This window comes from Cohnella silvisoli (genome assembly GCF_021190915.1).
In the GTDB taxonomy this organism is placed as follows: domain Bacteria; phylum Bacillota; class Bacilli; order Paenibacillales; family Paenibacillaceae; genus Cohnella; species Cohnella silvisoli.
Genome location: NZ_JAIOAP010000001.1, coordinates 642,226 through 660,430, shown reverse-complemented (window position 1 = coordinate 660,430; position 18,205 = coordinate 642,226). Strand labels below are relative to the sequence as shown.

The 18,205-nt window shown below is 50.0% G+C and carries 14 protein-coding genes; all 14 read right to left on the bottom strand.

The features are described from left to right. Positions 1–31 precede the first annotated feature (31 nt). Positions 32–1,699 carry an extracellular solute-binding protein gene (locus K7P76_RS02755; protein WP_232182973.1) on the bottom strand — a complete coding sequence of 556 codons (1,668 nt, stop codon included), beginning with the start codon at positions 1,697–1,699 and terminating at the stop codon, positions 32–34. Positions 1,700–1,771: 72 nt separating this feature from the next. Beyond that, on the bottom strand, positions 1,772–2,647 hold the full coding sequence (locus K7P76_RS02750; RefSeq protein WP_232182971.1) for a carbohydrate ABC transporter permease: 876 nt from the start codon (positions 2,645–2,647) through the stop codon (positions 1,772–1,774). 17 nt (positions 2,648–2,664) lie between these two features. Beyond that, a complete protein-coding gene (locus tag K7P76_RS02745; protein ID WP_232182969.1) occupies positions 2,665–3,618 on the bottom strand; it encodes an ABC transporter permease in 954 nt (317 codons plus the stop codon). A 126-nt stretch (positions 3,619–3,744) separates the two neighbouring features. Continuing rightward, entirely contained in the window at positions 3,745–5,517 is a 1,773-nt protein-coding gene (locus K7P76_RS02740; protein ID WP_232182967.1) for a glycoside hydrolase family 36 protein, read from the bottom strand. A gap of 1,162 nt (positions 5,518–6,679) precedes the next feature. Then, the gene (locus tag K7P76_RS02735; RefSeq protein WP_309244722.1) at positions 6,680–7,243 is read right to left on the bottom strand and encodes a DUF4432 family protein; all 564 of its coding nucleotides are present in this window, start codon (positions 7,241–7,243) and stop codon (positions 6,680–6,682) included. 3 nt (positions 7,244–7,246) lie between these two features. Then, positions 7,247–7,666: a hypothetical protein gene (locus K7P76_RS02730; RefSeq protein ID WP_232182958.1), complete on the bottom strand. Its 420-nt coding sequence runs from the start codon at positions 7,664–7,666 to the stop codon at positions 7,247–7,249. A 15-nt stretch (positions 7,667–7,681) separates the two neighbouring features. After that, on the bottom strand, positions 7,682–9,694 hold the full coding sequence (locus tag K7P76_RS02725; protein WP_232182956.1) for a beta-galactosidase: 2,013 nt from the start codon (positions 9,692–9,694) through the stop codon (positions 7,682–7,684). A gap of 84 nt (positions 9,695–9,778) precedes the next feature. After that, positions 9,779–11,335 (bottom strand): ABC transporter substrate-binding protein, encoded by a 1,557-nt coding sequence (locus tag K7P76_RS02720; RefSeq protein ID WP_232182939.1) that lies wholly within the window; start codon positions 11,333–11,335, stop codon positions 9,779–9,781. 66 nt (positions 11,336–11,401) lie between these two features. Further along, positions 11,402–12,298, bottom strand: coding sequence for a carbohydrate ABC transporter permease (locus K7P76_RS02715; RefSeq protein WP_232182937.1), 897 nt, complete (start codon positions 12,296–12,298; stop codon positions 11,402–11,404). A gap of 16 nt (positions 12,299–12,314) precedes the next feature. Beyond that, positions 12,315–13,235 (bottom strand): ABC transporter permease, encoded by a 921-nt coding sequence (locus K7P76_RS02710; protein ID WP_309244721.1) that lies wholly within the window; start codon positions 13,233–13,235, stop codon positions 12,315–12,317. A 218-nt stretch (positions 13,236–13,453) separates the two neighbouring features. Next, the gene (locus K7P76_RS02705) at positions 13,454–15,691 is read right to left on the bottom strand and encodes an AraC family transcriptional regulator (protein WP_232182933.1); all 2,238 of its coding nucleotides are present in this window, start codon (positions 15,689–15,691) and stop codon (positions 13,454–13,456) included. Positions 15,692–15,868: 177 nt separating this feature from the next. Further along, positions 15,869–16,129 carry an eCIS core domain-containing protein gene (locus tag K7P76_RS02700; RefSeq protein ID WP_232182930.1) on the bottom strand — a complete coding sequence of 87 codons (261 nt, stop codon included), beginning with the start codon at positions 16,127–16,129 and terminating at the stop codon, positions 15,869–15,871. A 180-nt stretch (positions 16,130–16,309) separates the two neighbouring features. Beyond that, on the bottom strand, positions 16,310–16,867 hold the full coding sequence (locus K7P76_RS02695; RefSeq protein ID WP_232182928.1) for an NUDIX hydrolase: 558 nt from the start codon (positions 16,865–16,867) through the stop codon (positions 16,310–16,312). A gap of 339 nt (positions 16,868–17,206) precedes the next feature. Then, the gene (locus K7P76_RS02690; protein ID WP_232182918.1) at positions 17,207–18,058 is read right to left on the bottom strand and encodes a helix-turn-helix transcriptional regulator; all 852 of its coding nucleotides are present in this window, start codon (positions 18,056–18,058) and stop codon (positions 17,207–17,209) included. Positions 18,059–18,205: the final 147 nt, after the last annotated feature.

The following is an 18,205-nucleotide window of genomic DNA, read 5'->3' as shown; positions in this document are numbered from 1 at the left end:
AGGGAGCTTTGGTTCAAACGGATAACGGATATTAGTTGCCGGATTTCTTCTTGAAGGACTCTTCCAACTCGCTCAGAATTTGCGTGCCGCCCTGAGACTTCCATTTTTCGACGAAGTCGTCGAATTTCTTAATATCGCCGCCCATGATGATCTGAGTGAATACGGAGTCGCGCATCGTGTTCAGTTCTACCAGCTTAGCGATTTTCGTCGGAGAATCCAAATAGTTGGACGCGTCCGTGATCTGGAACTTGTTATTGATCGCTACGTCAAGCGATTGGGAATACCGGAGCGGCAGAGACTCCAGATACCGCGGCCAGCCATTCAATCCAGGCGCGAACAGGTAGCTCTGAGTTCCGCGGAAATTGCCGTTCTTGTCCTGCTTGGTCTTCGGATCGAGCAGATCGGTAACCGTTTTCAACTTGCCGTTGTCTAGTTTGTAATCTTCGCCTTCGATACCCCATACGGTCAGCATCTGATTTTCGGGAGATAAAGATTGTTCGATAATGGCCAGAACTTTCTTCGGATCCTTGGTCTTAGCGCTGATAGCGGTCATCTGGGAAAATGGAGCACCCATCGGAGCGACGGCCTTGCCGTCCGAACCTACTAGGGAACCGGTCAAGGATAAATATTTGAAAGGCTGTTCGGATTGGTCGGGCAGCTTCTCGTCCGCTTTCAGCTTTTTGCTCTTGATCAGCTCGTTCGTCTCCACTTGCGTATCGTAATCGTTCGGAGTGGACCACCAGCCCATCCAGGAGAACAGTTTACCGCTGTAAAGCTTCGCGCGCAGCTGCTCTTCTTTAATGGTCGCGAATTCCTTGTCGATCAAGCCTTCCGCGTACATTTTTTGCAAGAACAACAGAGCTTCCTTCATTCTAGGATCGATATCGTAGTTGCCGAACTTGCCGTCCGTTTCGGTGAAAAAGCCCGGAGTTACGCCAAATGCGCCGAAAACGTTGTCAAAGGAATTGTTCGCGAATTTCGTTTGGCCGATCTGGGCCGTGTAGCCTCCGAGCGGGATGACGTCAGGTTTCTCCGCCTTGACCTTCTTCAGAAGGTTGTAATATTCGTCGAGCGTTTGCGGTACGCTTGCGCCCATGGCTTCAAGATAATCTTTCCGCAGAACCAGATTCCAACGATACCCGGCACCCGGTCCTCCTTGATAAGGAATTCCGTAAATTTTGCCGTTTACTTTCGCTTGCTCGAAAATTTCCTTAGGCACCTCGCGCAAAATATTAGGCGTATCCTGTTCGTTAATCAGATCGGTAAGATCCACGAACGCCCCTAACGGCGCGTATTTCTGGAAGTCGTCCGCGAAGTCGATTCTGACCACGTCGGGAATGTCGCCGCTGGACATTTTCAAATTCAACTTCGTCTTATATTGCTGGACGTCTACCATTTCGGGATTAATTTTGATATTGAGCTTTTGCTCGATCGCTTGCTTAACGACGTCTTTCGCTGGGTCGTAAGGGACGGAAATGTCTTGCGCCTTTAACCATTTGAGCTCATAAGGCTCGGACGCCGATGGAGAAGCCTCCGAAGGTGAAGCCGATGCGCTTGCCGACGTTGTCTCGGTTGCCGGAGATGCGCTCTCCGACGCGTTTTCTGCGTTATTTCCCTTACTGCACCCCGCGAGGGTGATTGAGCCGATCAATACGGCCGTAAGCAAACCGATCGACCATTTTTTTCTTTGACTGGACATGAACGAATGACCTCCTAAATTTAGCTTTATATTTACCCTTAGGGGATAAACCAATGGTAAAGTCCGAATCATCTACCCTTTCACCGAGCCGACCATCATCCCTTGATCGAAGTATTTCTGGATAAGCGGATAAATGATCAGCATGGGCAACGCTACGATAACGATGGCGGCCATCTGAATGCCTATCGTCGGCGGCGGCGTCGTTCCCGCGGCTTCGAGCAGCTCGGGCGGAAGGCTGGAGCTCGCGATAATCGATCGAAGCACGAGTTGCACCGGCGCCTTGTTCCAATCGGTCACATAGAGCAGGGCATTGAAGAAATCGTTCCAGTAAACGACCATATAGAGCAAGCCGACCGACGCGATAACGGGCATGGACAGGGGCAGGATGATTTTCCATAGGATCCTGAATTCCGAAGCCCCGTCGATGGAGGCGGATTCCCTTAAGCTCTCGGGAATGCCTTCGAAGAACGATTTCATGATGATCATGTTGAAAGCGCTGAATGCCATAACCAATATAAGAACATAATTCGTATTCAATAGTCCTAGCTGCTGAACGGTAATATAGGTTGGAATCAATCCCCCCTTGAACAGCATCGTGAACACAAAGTACAGAATAATGATCCGCCTGCCGGGCAATTTCTTTTCCGCCAGCGCGTAGGCCACGGTTGTAGTGAGGAACAGCGCAAGAAGCACCCCCCCGACCGTATTGCGAATCGTGTTCCCGTAAGAGGTATAGATCAGCGAGCCTTTCTGCAACAGGTATTCGTAGTATTCGAAGCTGAAGGAGGTCGGGAACAGGATCATCCCGTTCTTCTCGCTGAAAATGTGATAGGGAGTAACCGATACGGAAATGACGTACCAGAATGGCAGGACGATGACTAGAGTTAATAGCGTGAGCACGATATAGTTGGTCGTTACAAAGGCTGTCTCGCCTCTCGTAAGCTTCATAGTTTCGATTCCCCTTCTCAGAAAATACCGGAATCGTTATTGATTCGCTTGGCGATGTGGTTGGCGGTCAACACCAACAAGAGTCCGATGGCGCCTTTGATGACGTCGGCGGCAGCGGCAAGGCTAAGATTGAACTGCTCGATCCCGATCCGGTAAATGTAAGTGTCAAGAATGTCTCCCATCTCGAACACCATCGGATTGTAAAGGTTAATGACCTGATCCAGTCCGGCGCTCATGATATATCCGACCCTCAGGATGAAGATGACGATGATCGTCCCCGTGATTCCCGGCAATGTTACGTGAATGATGCGCTTAAATCGGGTTGCTCCATCGACGATAGCCGCTTCGTAAACCTCCGGATTAAGACCCGCAATGGCGGCAATATAGATGATCGCGGCCCAGCCCATTTCCTTCATCGCGTCGGTGACGACAAGGATCGTTCGAAAGTACGCGGGTTCGACGAGCAGATAAGCCGGCGTTCCGCCGAAAAACTCGATGAATTTGTTGATAACCCCGGTTTCCGGAGACAACAGCAGCGTAATGATTCCTCCGTACACGACCCATGACACGAATCTCGGCAAGTAGACCGCGGTTTGAAGCGTCTTCTTGAACCAGGCCGTCCGGATTTCGTTAAGCGCGAGCGCCAGGAGGATCGGGCAAAGGAATCCGCTAATCATTTTGTACAGGCTTATGATCAGCGTGTTCTTGAAGGCGTTGCGAAACATCTCGGACTTGAACAGCATGTTGAAATGTTTCAGCCCCGCCCATTTGCTTCCGGGAAAGCCTTGAATGACGTTGTAATCCATGAATGCGATGCTGACCCCGTAGAGCGGGAGATAATCGAAAATGAAAACCCATATTAATGCGGGCAACAGCAAAATATACAACAATTTGAATTTCCAAATCCGCCTTAGCTTCCATCTGAACAGCGGTACGCTTCTCTCGGTCGTGCTCTTGGTTGCCAGTTCCATCCTGTGCTCCTCCTATCTTCTCTCTAGCGCATTTCTAAGATGAAAGTGCTTACAATAGCTAGCTTATCTGAAATGGCAGGGTCGGAAAACCGGAGGGAAGGACGATAACACCCGTGAAAAGTCGCATTAAGCGAAAAGGGTTATGACACCCGACGGAGGTACCTCGAGAAAATGAACGCCTGCCGTCAGTTGAATCATTGAACGCCGAACAAGGCTCCCCTTGCAGTCTTTAATCTCCATTTTTCTGCTTCCGGCGTCCTTGTCCAGCTCGATATATAATCCGTTGCTTCGTGTTCCGTTAACGAAAACGGCCGTTTCCGGCAGCTCGCTGCTTAGCGTGATGACCGTTCGATGATAGGCAACCGCTATCAGCTTGACGGCGTTGCTCGCAAGGACGAGCGGATACAAGAGTTCGGGATGATGGGGCTCCAAGCGGCCGTCCAGCAGAACGTTTCGGTTGTCGGTCCAGAATCCGAGCCAATAAGCGATCATCTCGGCATGCTCTGCCGGAAGCCGATCAAGCCGAACGGATATTTGCGGCACCGCGAACAGCACGTTGATGAGTTGAAGCGCTGCGCTTTCCGCAGGTTCGTCCGGGTGCCACATCAGCATGTCGGCATGGGCCGCCGTATCGCCGCACAGCAGCCGGATATCCAGGGTTCGTACCCGGTTCTCGACGGAATCGTTCGGGCAATCCGCAGCCCTGAACATATTTCCGTATTTGCGCATGTAAGGCCCAACATAGGCTTGGCGGAATTCGATCATCACGTCCGGGTTAATGGCGCTAAGCCGATCCATGATGTCGGACATGAGCCGGTCAACCGCTTCCGGCACCGAGACGTAATCCCGCCCTCCGCCGAACTCATGCTTTTTGTCCTCGGGCAGGTTAAAGCTGTCGATAAAGTCCAGCTTAAAGCCGTCCAATTTCCATTCGATCATCGCTTGTTCGTAAATTCCGATCAAATATTCCCTAACCTCGGGATAACGCGGATCGACGATCCCCCAACCGCGCGCTTCGATCGTATACAGCATCTTGTCGCGGAAACGATCCCAAGCTTTGCTATGCACGCCGACGAAAGGGACGGAATACCACAGCACGTATTTCATCCCGAGGTTGTGAACGCGATCGACATGGGCTCTCATATCCGGTATTTTGTCCGCGCATACTTCCCAGTCGCCGCAATAGGCATAACCGCGCTCGCTGTTGTTCGTTTGCCAGCCGTCATCCACGATGACGGTTTCGCAGCCTAACGCTTTCGCCAAACGGCACTGCTCCTCTATCGCTTCCGGCTCCAAGTCTTGATGCAAGCTATACCAAGTCGAATACATCGGCTCGCGCGCGGCGGCGGGAACCGGCGACGGCGTCAAACCCGGAAGACCCCTCCACCACTTCTGCACCTCGTTCAAACAGTCGTAATAAGCCTTGTCGCGAAAATCCACCCTAAGCGTCGCCTCATACGTATCGAGCGGGGCAGTCGGCTCTTCGAATAATGCGATCGAGCAATGAAATTCGGCCGCTTCTTCGTTAACTCCCGCTTTGCAGACGACCGGATTAAGCGTATCCGAGAACGCGAAGGTCATCCGGCTGCGGCCGGATCCGCTAAACAAGCAGACGACGGGTGCCGAACTCGTCGATTTGCTGGAATAGCCTTTCGTCCAATCCGGCGCCAGCCCGCGGTTGCGATATCCGTTCGGGTGCCAGACGCCTTGGATATCGACGATCGGATGTTTCCAAGACAGCCGAAATACCGGCGGCGTCTCCGGTTTGTCCGCCGTAATCCGGATATGGATAAGCTCGATGCCTTCTTCGGGAGTTTCTATGGAAACGACTCCTTGAAACCTGTCGTCCGCGCCAGTTAATTGATAGTGATGGTGTCTATCTTTCTGTATGTTTGGCATGTTACGGTACCTCCAGCATGAATTTAGGCAACAAGAAACAGAGCACGGTTACCCGCATTACTGCGGAAGATCGGCTTTGTTTTGAATGAATATCGGATGCCTTCCGGTAGGAGGGCATCCGATATTCCTATTAAATTTAGTTTGTGCAGCTTGCTGCTCGCAGTCTCTGGCGCGAGTTACTCGACTTTTCCGTGTAACTCCCTGCTCGCAGTCCACTCTGGTGCGAGTTACTCGATTTTTCCGTGTAACTCCCTGCTCGCAGTCCACTCTGGTGCGAGTTACTCGATTTTTCCGTGTAACTCCCTGCTCGCAGTCCACTCTGGCGCGAGTTACTCGATTTTTCCGTGTAACTCCCTGCTCGCAGTCCACTCTGGCGCGAGTTACTCGATTTTTCCGTGTAACTCCCTGCTCGCAGTCCCACTCTGGTGCGAGTTACTCGATTTTTCCGTGTAACTCCCTGCTCGCAGTCCCACTCTGGCGCGAGTTACTCGATTTTTCCGTGTAACTCCCTGCTCGCATCCCACTCTGGCGCGAGTTACTCGATTTTTCCGTGTAACTCCCTGCTCGCAGTCCACTCTGGCGCGAGTTACTCGATTTTTCCGTGTAACTCCCTGCTCGCAGTCCCACTCTGGCGCGAGTTACTCGAATTTTCAGTGTAACTCCCTGCTCGCTGTCCACTCTGGTGCGAGTTACTCGATTTTTCCGTGTAACTCCCTGCTCGCAGTCCCACTCTGGCACGAGTTACTCGATTTTTCTGTGTAACTCCCTGCTCGCAGTCCCACTCTGTTGCGAGTTACTCGATTTTTCCGTGTAACTCCCTGCTCGCAGTCCACTCTGGCACGAGTTACTCGATTTTTCCGTGTAACTCCCTGCTCACGGTCCTCTCTGGCGCGAGTTACTCGATTTTTCCGTGTAACTCCCTGCTCGCAGTCCACTCTGGTGCGAGTTACTCGATTTTTCCGTGTAACTCCCTGCTCGCAGTCCCATTCTTGCACGAGTTACTCGAATTTTCAGTGTAACTCCCTGCTCGCAGTCCACTCTGGCGCGAATTACTCGATTTTTCCGTGTAACTCCCTGCTCACGGTCCCTCTCTGGCGCGAGTTACTCGATTGGAACATCGTCATGGATGTTTTTCCGTGTAACTCCTCCGCGGAATGAACTTCTACGGCTGCTCAACGCGAATCTTCATCCAAAACCGTCGTTCTTCCGTTGGCTGGAGAGAAATGCAATTGCCGTGTCTTATGCAGTCCTGGATATCCGAGAACCAGGAGGTGGAGGGCTCCAAAGCCACCGTATACATCTCGCCGTCGTTATTGGACCAATAGCGCAAACAGAGAAATGTGCGGTGATCCCATTCTAGCAGCAGCTTCAAATTCAAATTCGGATTGAAAATTCCGGCCGCGCCTTCATGGGCGCTCATCAAAGGAATATAGCACGCTTCTCCGTCCGGCATGCGCGGGTCGATCTTAAGCAGATTTTTCCTGTTGCCGCTAGGCAGCCTGACGGAAGTAACCTCCTCTTCGAAACTCTCCAAAGGCTCATCCCGGTTTTGCTCATAGCGAAGAACGTTAAACGCGACGGCGTCCCTCGGAAGTATGACTTGAGCCTGCTCGTCGATCAACGGGCTGCCGAACGCCGGATGATGCGTCCAAATAAAATGCACGGCGTCGCCGTCCGTATTCACGATCCGCTCGACAATGCGAATCTCGCTCTCCCCGGCCGATATCGTTTACGTCTTCTCTATCGAAAGAGGAGTGCAGGGAAGAGCAAGCCAACAACGCAGAGATACGCTCTGCCCATCCGCCCTGTCAATGCGATACTCCCAGGGGACTCCCGCAGATTCCCCTTCCTCGCGCCGCCCCGCTTCTCCGCTGCCATATGAAGCCCTGTTCGGAATAATCTCCTGCCATCCGCCCGGATATCCTTCCGCATAGTGAACGAGCCTGTTCTCCCTAAAATCCCTTCCTTCATAGTAGGTCAATCCTGCCCGCGTTTTCATCAATAGTTCGAGATTCAAAGGTTTAAACGCGAGCTCCCAGATGTCGGTGCCTTTGCCGACCAGAATAACGGTTCTCAACCATTCGTTTTCCAGCCGTACGGCTTGTATTCCGTCGACAAGCATTTCCGCAGCCGTACAGGGACCGTCCATGCCGTTTCTCCTTTCTCACCTCTGTATCTCTTGCTCCAGAATGAGCGTGCCGTAAGCTTCCAGAGCGACCCGTCCGCCAACGGGTTCCTGACGAATCAAGTCTTTCCAATCGATACCCATCTCCCAAACCCAATCCATATCCATCTCAAGCGGAACCGGATTATGATTCAGAATAAATAGGAATTGTTTGCCTTCATCCTCGCGAAGGGTAATTTCCACGCCTTTCGGAGCATTCGGACATAGAGGCGCCACTCCCGCCTTTAAACAAATTTCCAGCAGCAGCTCGCGAATGAATCGATCCTCCGGATGCGCGGACACATAATAGGCCTCGCCTAGACCATAGCGATTCCGCGTCACGGCCGGTTGTCCGGCGTAGTAATCCTCCAAATAGACCGCGATCGCCTCCGCTCCGTTCAAGCGAACGACCTCGCCCCATTTATCGGTTCGGTAATGACTCCCGCCCTTCCACTCGATCCGATTGGACATATCAGGCTCCAACACATCGGTCTCTTCAACGATAATGCCGAATACGTCATCGATCGGGCGAAGAAAGCCGCCGTACTCCACGACGTCGCAACCGTTCACCATCCCGCTGTTATAGCTCGTAACCAACTTGCCGCCTCGCTCCGTGAAAGAACGCAAATTATCCGGAACGCCCTCCTCGAACATGTACAACATCGGCGCGATGACGACGTCATAACCGGATAGATCGGCAAGCGGATGAATGACATCCACTGGAATATTGGCTTCGTACAGCGGCCGGTAGAATGCGGTGACGACGCTGCGGTAATCGATATCCCGACTCGTTTTGTTCCATTCCACAAGCCACATGAGGGTAATATCGAATAGGATGGCCACTCTAGCATGAATATGAGATCGCAGCACGTTGTCCATCTTTTCCAGCTCATGGCCAAGCTGCCCGATTTCCCGAAAAATCCGATTATCGGATTCCGTGCCGTGACTGACGAGCGAACTGTGGTATTTCTCTACGCCTCCGCGGCTTTGCCGGAATTGGAAATACATGATCGCTTCGGCGCCCCTGGCTATGGCCTGATAGCTTTGCAAGCTCATCATTCCCGGTCGTTTGGCCGGGTTGTAAGGTTTCCAATTCACGTTGCTGGAAGCTTGCTCCATGAGAAGAAACGGGGCATGCTTCAAGCTGCGGAAATAATCGTGCTGAAATGCGGCCCATACGGCGTAATCCTTATGCGGCGGGTACGAATCCCAAGAAATAACGTCCAAGTGGGGAGCCCACTTAGGATGAATCTGGCCCAAAAAGTCGATCGAATAGAAATTGGTAGTGATCGGGATGTCCGGCGTAACCCGAACGATCTCTTCCTTTTCCGCCAAGAAGCCTTGCATATTGCTGTCCGACATGAATCGTTGATAATCCAGACTTGCGCTCGTGTGGGTCATCCCTCCGACCGGGGGCATGATCTGCTGCCAATCGGTTTTCGTAAGACTCCACTGCCTGAGCTGCCAGCATTCGTTCAAATGATCAAGCGTCTCGTATTTATTTTGCAGCCACGCCCGAAATTCCGCAGCGCAGTAATCGCAATAGCAATGCAAGATGCATTCGTTGTTAATGTGCCACATCATCAGGTTGGATCGTTTTCCGTAACGTTCCGCCAACAACCTGGCAATATTGCGTATGTGCTTCCTATACAATGGATGATTAGGACAATAAGCCTGCCGGCTCCAATGCGCGACCCTTTGACCGTTCTCGTTCACTTTCAGCATGTCTGGTTCCTTCTGAAACATCCATGAAGGAGGCGCCGCGGTCGGCGTAGCGAGCACGACTCCGATTGAGCTTCGTTCCAACAAATCGAACACCTGATCCAGCTTACTGAAATCGAAACGATCCTCCGAGGGCTGGATCATCCCCCAGCCGAACACGTTTAGCGTAATGGCGTTGATGCCAATCTCTTTCATTAGAGCCATATCCCGTTCGATGATCTCCGTCGGCCATTGCTCGGGATTATAATCGGCCCCGTACATGATGTGCGTGCGAAGCTTCTTGTTTTCCATACAGGCAATCACCTCTCTTGAACTGAGGGCAGGCATTCGGCAAATTGCGCCGAACGCCTTGAATCCCCCTTCATTCAGGCAGTCTTACTTCTTCAGGAACTCGTCGATTTGCTTTTGCAGCTCGATTTGAATTTTCTTCAAATACCCTTCGCCTTCGGCCTTCAGCGCGTTCCAGGTTTCCGTCGGATCCGTTACGCCGTTGAATAACGAAGAATAATATTTATCCTCGATCGCGCTGTACAAGGAAACTTCGTTCGCAACCGGCTCCGGGTTGAACGAGAAGCCCGTCAGCGCGCTAGCGATTAAATTATCGGCATTGGCGTTGAATTTGTAATGCTCGATCGATACGGGATCGTAACCGGCGTTCAAGCGGTCCTGCGTCGGGTTCCAAATCCAAGCATAAGGGAAGTACCCGTATTTGCTATCCGGCAGCGTCTTGTATTGATCGTCGCCGATCGCTTCGTAATCTTTGCCCTCGATCCCGTAGGCGAGCAAGTCGTAGTTTTCTTTCTTCGCGGTCCAGTTCAGGAACATCATGGCACGCTCTTTGTTTTTGCTTACTTTAGGTATGGCCTGGAAATTCGCTTGCTTGAAGTTCGTCGTGACTTTGCCTTTTTCCAGCGGGATGAAGGTTACGGCTTCTACTTCGGCGCCCGGCACGTTCTTCGGAATGGAAGTCATAACCTGCTGCGGCACGCCGAAACTGTTCGTCGCGAGAATGGCCACGTCGCCCGACTCGAATACGGTAATCACGTCTTTGATGGCCAGAATGTCGGGATGGATTAACCCTTCCTTATACAGCTTGCGCGCTTCTTCGATCCAAGACCAAACCGGCGGATCCATTTCGTCGAACAGGTTATACACTTTGCCGTCATTGTTTTTATAGTGCAGGATAAGGCTTTGGCCGATCGCGTCGGATCTCAGAATCTCCGGATTGAAAGTCATGAAAGACCGGAACGCTCCCCACGACTGATCTTTCTGTCCAGGTTGGCCGCTGGTTAAGATCGGAATGATTTTCTTTTCGTTCTCTTTGACTTTGTAAGCGAAAGCGATTAGTTCGTCGTAAGTTTTGATCGGAGGTATGCCATATTTCTCCCTGAGGTCTTTACGAACCAAATACGTTCTTCCGTCAAGATGAGAATTGCCGAGCGGTAGCGCATAGATCTTGTCTTGGAACTTGTTGGCGTCGAACATTTGCTGGGAACGTACCGCGACGGCGTCTTGGCCGTATTTGGCCAGCAGATCCTCAAGCGGCTCGTAGTACCCGGCGGCAATCATTTGTTCCATGTGCAGCCAAGGCGCATCGAAAATCAGATCGACGTCTTCGCCCGATGCGAGCATGACTTGCGTTTTCGAGGCGAGATCGGACCAAGGCACGAATACGAGATCAAGCTTAACGTTAATCGTGTCCGCCATTCTTTTCTCGGCTTCCGCTATGATCAGATCCATGTTCGCGGGACGGTCGCCCGGAAGGATGATCTTTAATGTGACAGGGTCAAGCTTCTCTCCTGCCGCCGGAGCCGGAGTTCCCTTTTGCGGGTTCGTACCGGAACTTTCCGGGCTGTTCGATTTGGAGCTGCAACCGATTAATGCAAGCATGATCAATAATACCGATAACCCTACCACGAGCGTCTTTTTCATAATGCTGCTTCAACCTCCCGATGAATTTGATCTATCTATGCTTAACCGGATCGCTCCGGGACAAGCCTAACCTTTAAGTGCGCCGATCGTAATCCCCTTGACGAAAAATCTTTGAACAAAAGGATACAGGAAGATGATCGGACCGATCGTTAAGCAGACGGTCGCTAGCTGTACCCCATAGGTCGGCACCGCTTGGGAGTAATTCGTCTGGCTCCCCCCGACGTACGAACTAATATTGACGTTCGATATAATCTGCCGAATCATGATTTGCAGCGGATGAAGATTATGATCATCGATGAACAATAAAGCCAGATAGAAGTCGTTCCAATACTGGAGCGCGTAGAATAAACTTACCGTTGCGATGACCGGCTTTGAAATCGGTATGATTATGCGGAAGAAAATGGACAAGTCATTGGCGCCGTCGATCGTCGCGGCTTCGTTAATCTCATAAGGCAGCGTTCTGAAGAACGAGACCATAATAAACGCGAAGAAAGGATTTAACATATAGGGGAGGATTAAAGCCCAAAGCGTATCCTTCAACCCTAGCGTACTCGCGATTAGAATATAGAAGCCGACTAACCCCGCGCCGAAAACCATTGTGAAATACGTCATGAACGATAAAATTTTGCGATACTTCACTTTCGGGTGAGCCAGCACGTACGCATACATCGACGTAATCAGCACGGCTAGACACGTTCCGGCAACCGTTACGATGATAGTGACCAGATAGCTGCTCATGATTTGCTTGCCCGCCATCGTGTATTGGTAAGAAAATAGAGAGAACTCCTTCGGGAATAGCTGCATGCCGTGTAATTTGATGGTGCTTTCCGAGGCAAACGAATTGATGACGACTAACCAGAACGGAATGACGCTAAGGATGGCGAATAGGATGACGAACAAATAAATGCCGATCACAAAACCTTTTTCCAGCATGGATTTATCTTGTTTCACGCGGGTTGACATCGGTTATTATCCCTCCTTAGAATAAGCTGGAATCTTTGTCGATTTTTTTGGCGATTTGATTGAATATCACAATCGTGATTAATCCCATAACCGACTGATAGAGTACGACCGCGGAGGATTTGCTGAAATCGCTTAATACCCGAAGCGCTCTATACGTGTAAGTGTCAATGACGTCCGTAGTCGAATACAAGGCGCTATTATCGCCGACAATTCCATAGATCATTCCGAAATCTCCGTAGAAAATTCGACCGACGCCTAGCAATCCGAGAACGATGACGACGCTCCTGATTAGCGGAATCGTAATATGAATGATTTGTTGAAAGCGAGTCGCTCCGTCAATCCGCGCGCTCTCGTAATATTCGCCCGAGATGCCCGTTATTGCCGCGAGAAAGATAATCGAATAGTAGCCCGCGAACTTCCATACGTAGATAAGCGTTAAAATGGCCGGCCATACTTCCGATTTGAGGTACCAATTGATTTTTTCCGCTCCATAAGCTTCAAGAGTCCTGTTGACCATTCCATCGGTCGTATTCAGGAAAGCGAATGCCATCATGCTGACGACCAGCCAGGATATGAAATAGGGCATAAAGATAAACGACTGAGCCAATCTCTTGAAGAGAGCATGGCGAATTTCGTTCAGGAACAGGGCCAACAGCAGAGCGATTCCCAATCCGAAAATAAGAAACAATCCATTAAGAAAAGCCGTATTAAACGTCACCTTGTACCAGTCGTCGCTCATAAAGAAAAACTTGAAGTTATCGAATCCGACGAACTTGCTTCCCCACAGGCCATCCGCCAACCTATACTTCTTGAAGGCGATTAAATGTCCGGTCAAAGGAACGTAAGCGAATACGATCAAAAATATCAGGCCCGGAAGCGCCAATAGATACAAGTACTTATTTTTCGTTATCTCTCTGAGAAAACTCAACCGTTCCACCCGCTTCTGTATGTTAGTATGTTCCTCTCGTGCCATAATCATAGGCCGATGCGCTTATCGCCGTATAGTTCTGATCTAGGAAAACCGGTGCTGATAACGGCGGAATATCGGGTTCTTATTGCGGTTGTGAGGTTCCCATTCCGGAAATCGCCTCATCCGGCCAAAGAAAAAGCGCTCCGGCAAGGGCGCCGGAAACGCTTAATAGGTTTTCATCGCTATCACTTATCCCGATATTGGCTCGGCGTCATGCCCGTCGCTTTCTTGAACGTCGTAAAAAAATGGCTCTTGGTCTGAAATCCAGATCGTTCGCCGATATCCGTTACCGTCCAATCGGTCGTTTCCAGAAGTCCCTTCACCCTGTTAATCCGTTCTTCCATAATATAATCGGAGAGCGTTGTCTCGAACACTTCCTTGAACAGCTGCCGGATATAGCGGGTGGACAATGAAACGTGCTCCGATATCTCTTCTATAGTCAACAATGGATCATGCAGATGGGTTTTCACGTATTCCACGATCTCCGTTACGATTTCGTCGCGCCGGCTTGACCCTTTTTTGTTGCTTAAATCATCCATAATCTCGAGAAGTTCCTGCTCCAGCCAGCCTTTGATCCCGCCTAAGGTATCAAACTTTTCCAAAATACTCTCGATTCCTTCGACCGATTCGACGGACGGCAGTTTATTGAAGGTTTTGAACAAAGTGTACAGGATCAAAGACAGTTGGAACTTGCTGTCCGCATAATGCATCGTCTGCATATGTCCGAATATTTGATCTAAGCTTGTTTTGACTTCTTCCGTCTTCCCCAGTCTGACTCTCTTGATCAGCTCGTCCAGCAGGTTGTCGTCAGGTAAGGGCTGAACCCGTTCCATATAAGCTTCGAAATCTTGTTCCAAATAGATCTTGTCTTCCCCGGATATAAATTTAAGCATCGTTAGCTCATGAATGTGATTGTAAATGCTGCGCAGATCGTCGCCGAAATTATTTTGTCCGCTTACGGCGATCGTCACTTGAATCTGCGTCCATTTGTTGATTTGTTTGCCCACTTCCTCCAAGGTTTCCACCAGCTTGTTCATCGGAATGTCAGAGCCCGATAGGAGCAAAGCAATGTGATCTCCGCCCAGATCAACGGATACCGAGTGCCAGTAACGATTAATGATCTCTTCCGCAATGTTGCCGATCGCGTATTTCATGAGTTTTCTGGAAGCAAAGTTGTATTGATCCTCGAACAGGCTGTATCCGTTGATTCTAATCACGCTAAGATAAAGGCCGTCGCCTTCGAATAATTCCGTCTGCTCGCGGAGATAGTGTTCGACGGGGACGATAAGCTTGCCTTGAACGATCCATTGCCTTAAATATTCCAGCTTGATTACGCTCTTGTGCTCCCGGATGGAGGTATCCATCTTATCTACCTGATTCGCCAGCATCTCGATCCCGTAACGGATAACCTTATACTCTTCCCGCGGCCCTTCGTTGTTCTCGCTCCTCAGCTGCAAGCCGAATTTCATTTCCAATTGATCCGCAAGTTGGGAAAACGGCTTATACGTGCGCCGGGAATTCCAGAACAGAATGCCCAGCATGACTACGACGAAGGAAGCGGCGAACAGCAGCATCTTGTTTCGGAATGAATTAAAATCGGCAAGGATTTGATCGTATTTGGCTGTCTGATATAAGGTCCAGCCCTGAGGTTCGATTTGCGCGTATTGAATCGACCATAACTCGCCCTTGTATTTATGGGCGTAGCTCCCCGTCTCTTCCGTGGATTTCTTGGCCAACTCGGCGTACAAATCAACCGTGTCGCTGGAACCCAACATAACCTGCCCTTTACGATCAAGGATGAAGGATCGCGTGCCCGATGAGCGGTTGTCTTTAAGCAAATATTGTTGAAGCAGATTAATGTCCATGAGCATGACCAAATAACCGAACGATTGTTGGCCGGACGGTACGGTCGGTATAATCAACGCCATTTTCTTCTGCCCGTTCGATGGGTACAGGAAAAAATTCAGGTATGATTTTCTGGATTGTCTGACGATATCCAGCATAGCCTGATCCGAGAATCGGGCAAACGATGAGACTCCATACTTCAAGTTAATCGCATGCTCCGACCGCATATTGAATAAATAGATATTCTCTATGAAGGGTTCCGTCGTCGTATAGTTGGCGGCCGCTTTCATCGCGTCCGTCTGATGGTCCGGCTTCTCTTGTTTATCGGTTAGCCAGAGTTGGATGCTCTTGTCTTGATACATGTTCAAACCGTATCCGATCATCTTCTTGAATAGAAACCGCGAATTTTCCTGCGCGTGAACGACCTCGATCTGATTCGCTTTGTCGATTTGTTTCATGGCATAGGTAGAAAATTGACGGGATATGATATACACGAAGGGGATGGACACCAGTGAAAATAAAATGCACAACGCCAAAAAAATACGAATGTATTTATGTTTTGGAATGAAACGCTTCATCCGTATTCCCCCTTGAACCCTCTTTGGTCTCTCTCACCGGAAAGTATAAAGTGAAGCCTCCTAAGTTACAAGTTCTATAAATGGAACTGGAGTCTTATTTCAGGAACTTGCGCAGCAAAAAGAAGACCGGACCCATTCGCATGGCATCCGATCTTCTCATTACTTCATGCGCTTGCCTCAAGCTTGAGGTGTTGTCGGCTGGACTCTTCCTTGCTTCTGCTGCACGGCATGCCATGCTTCGTGGGGGAGATGCTGCTCTTGGCCTGCTCCAACGTGAATATCGGAGCCTTGAGCATAGGCATGAGCTTGCAATTGAGCAGGTTTGTCGGAGTTATAATGTACTTTCGCGCCATCCTCCGAGTCAAACATAGACTGTATTTTAGCATGATTGGGTAACCTAGCGGGTAAACCAGTGTTGTTTTTTTGCGGTTGAGTCATTGCCATAACCTCCTGATTGCCCGCTTGCGATTGCAGCTCAAGCATTTGATCAGGGGTCATCCCATGCGAATGGGACAGTGACGGGGAAGACGCGTTTGATGGAGAAGATCTCGTCTGGGGAGACGATATCTCTTTAGATCCATGCGGCATATGAGTTGGCATTAGGACACCAGCCTTCCGTTATACTCTAAATAGTCCATACCCGTTAAGCGGAATAATAGGCTTATCGTCTAACAATAGTCCCTCCGATTGACCGCGAAGAGCAACGTCTACCAGCCATTGGGTGAAAGGAGCGACGTTCATTGTCTCCATCTCCTGCAAACTGTAAAATCCTGCAGCATCAACCTCGACGCCATCCGGAGTCGGATCCCCGCTCACATAGTCCATCGAGAAAGCGACATACAGGTTATGGATGCTTCTCGGCTGGTCTCGCAAGGCTACGACTCCACGAACAACGGCTTCCACGCCGCATTCCTCCGCAACTTCTCTTCTTATCGTCTCTTCGATCGGCTCCAACTGCTCGATATATCCGCCTGGGTTCGTCCAATAGCCTTTGCCTGGCTCCTGCGCTCTGCGAACGAGCAGCATTTTATCGTCCTTAACGACTAGCGCGCCAACGCCGATGCTATAATTTCCCCAATGAACGAAGCTGCACTGGGTGCAAGCTCTTCTTAACGTACCGTCAACGTCGCGGGTCTCCATTTCCTGACCGCACGACGAACAAAATTTCACATCCAACTTGTGCCACCTGCTCTGCTCTATTCATGGTCTCAAACATTGTGAAATCTCTTAAGTTATACTCCCAGTTCGCTAATTCCGCAAGAGTATTTTTCGCTTTCTTTCAATTCTTATTAACCGGCTTAGCCATCCTCGGGATGGGCATGTGCCATCCTTCGCCAAGGCCAAAAAACTGCCCTCGCCATCACGAAGCGCAGCGTTGCGACTTCACCAAGGCCAAAAAACTGCCTTCACCACAACGAAGCGCAGCGTTCTAGCCCGATGAAGGTACTTTTCGCCTTGAGTACTTATTGAAAAACAGTAAATATAGGAGGACCTAAGTTGTAACCTTAATAAGAACTATTGCGGAACAATCACCTTCTTGTTCACTTTGCGGTATCTGGCCGGAGACAGCTTATAATATCGCTTGAACACGTGATAAAAATGGCTCAGGTTATCAAAGCCCGCTTCTATGGAGATATCGATAATGCTCTCTTCCGTATGGAGAAGAAGACTCGCCGCATATTGCAGCTTAAACCCGTTCAGCCACTCGGTCGGCGTCATTCCGTAATGTTTCTTAATGCTGCGGCCTAAATGCTCCTGGCTCTTGCCGCTTAGCTCGATCAACTTCGGCAATCCCGCAACGAAATGCTCTTTCTGCTGCATAATCACTTTGAGCTCTTGCAGCCATTGCGGAATGGAGGACTTGGCGTCATTCCGTAACCTTTGAAAATATTGGACGAACACATGAAGCAACAACATCTTGAATTGATGCCGGAGAATCGTCTTATCTGGATTGGACGAGAAGGCGAGCTCTTGAAAACTGCTTTTGATCGCAAACGGCTCGAAGGGCTGCAATTTTAAGACTGGTGGCAGCTCGCACTCCAACATCCCCTTCACAAATGCAGGTTCCTCTAAATAGTTATTGAATGAATCGAAAACCTCTTGCGGAAACGCGATGTTAACGATGTGAAAAGGCGCTGTGCCGATCGTTTCGTAATAATGCTGATCCTCCGGCCTAATGAACACAAGAATCCCGGAAGCTAACTCTTGCTTAACTCCATTCACATAGTGATTCACCGGATCAAAAGTTACGAATATTTCAAAGAAGTCGTGATCATGCGGATCGGAGGTTACGTGCATCGTCTGACGATAGGCATAGTGAAAGGATAATTCCGGATCGATGGTGGATTCGGCCAATAGCTTCAACATGTTATCCCCCCTCCTTCAGAACATCTTAATATCAATATAGCACAAAAAATGATGTTAGGAGCTTCGGGCTGCGACAAGATGTTCATCGCCTAATGCAATATTCTTAAGAGGAAGAAGATAGCTCTACCACTTAAGGGAGGTTCCTTC

Coding starts and splice junctions, on each gene's coding strand:
- K7P76_RS02755 (WP_232182973.1), bottom strand. CDS start 1,699: ATGTCCAGTCAAAGAAAAAAATGGTCGATCGGTTTGCTTACGGCCGTA.
- K7P76_RS02750 (WP_232182971.1), bottom strand. CDS start 2,647: ATGAAGCTTACGAGAGGCGAGACAGCCTTTGTAACGACCAACTATATC.
- K7P76_RS02745 (WP_232182969.1), bottom strand. CDS start 3,618: ATGGAACTGGCAACCAAGAGCACGACCGAGAGAAGCGTACCGCTGTTC.
- K7P76_RS02740 (WP_232182967.1), bottom strand. CDS start 5,517: ATGCCAAACATACAGAAAGATAGACACCATCACTATCAATTAACTGGC.
- K7P76_RS02730 (WP_232182958.1), bottom strand. CDS start 7,666: ATGGACGGTCCCTGTACGGCTGCGGAAATGCTTGTCGACGGAATACAA.
- K7P76_RS02725 (WP_232182956.1), bottom strand. CDS start 9,694: ATGGAAAACAAGAAGCTTCGCACGCACATCATGTACGGGGCCGATTAT.
- K7P76_RS02720 (WP_232182939.1), bottom strand. CDS start 11,335: ATGAAAAAGACGCTCGTGGTAGGGTTATCGGTATTATTGATCATGCTT.
- K7P76_RS02715 (WP_232182937.1), bottom strand. CDS start 12,298: ATGTCAACCCGCGTGAAACAAGATAAATCCATGCTGGAAAAAGGTTTT.
- K7P76_RS02705 (WP_232182933.1), bottom strand. CDS start 15,691: ATGAAGCGTTTCATTCCAAAACATAAATACATTCGTATTTTTTTGGCG.
- K7P76_RS02700 (WP_232182930.1), bottom strand. CDS start 16,129: ATGACTCAACCGCAAAAAAACAACACTGGTTTACCCGCTAGGTTACCC.
- K7P76_RS02690 (WP_232182918.1), bottom strand. CDS start 18,058: ATGTTGAAGCTATTGGCCGAATCCACCATCGATCCGGAATTATCCTTT.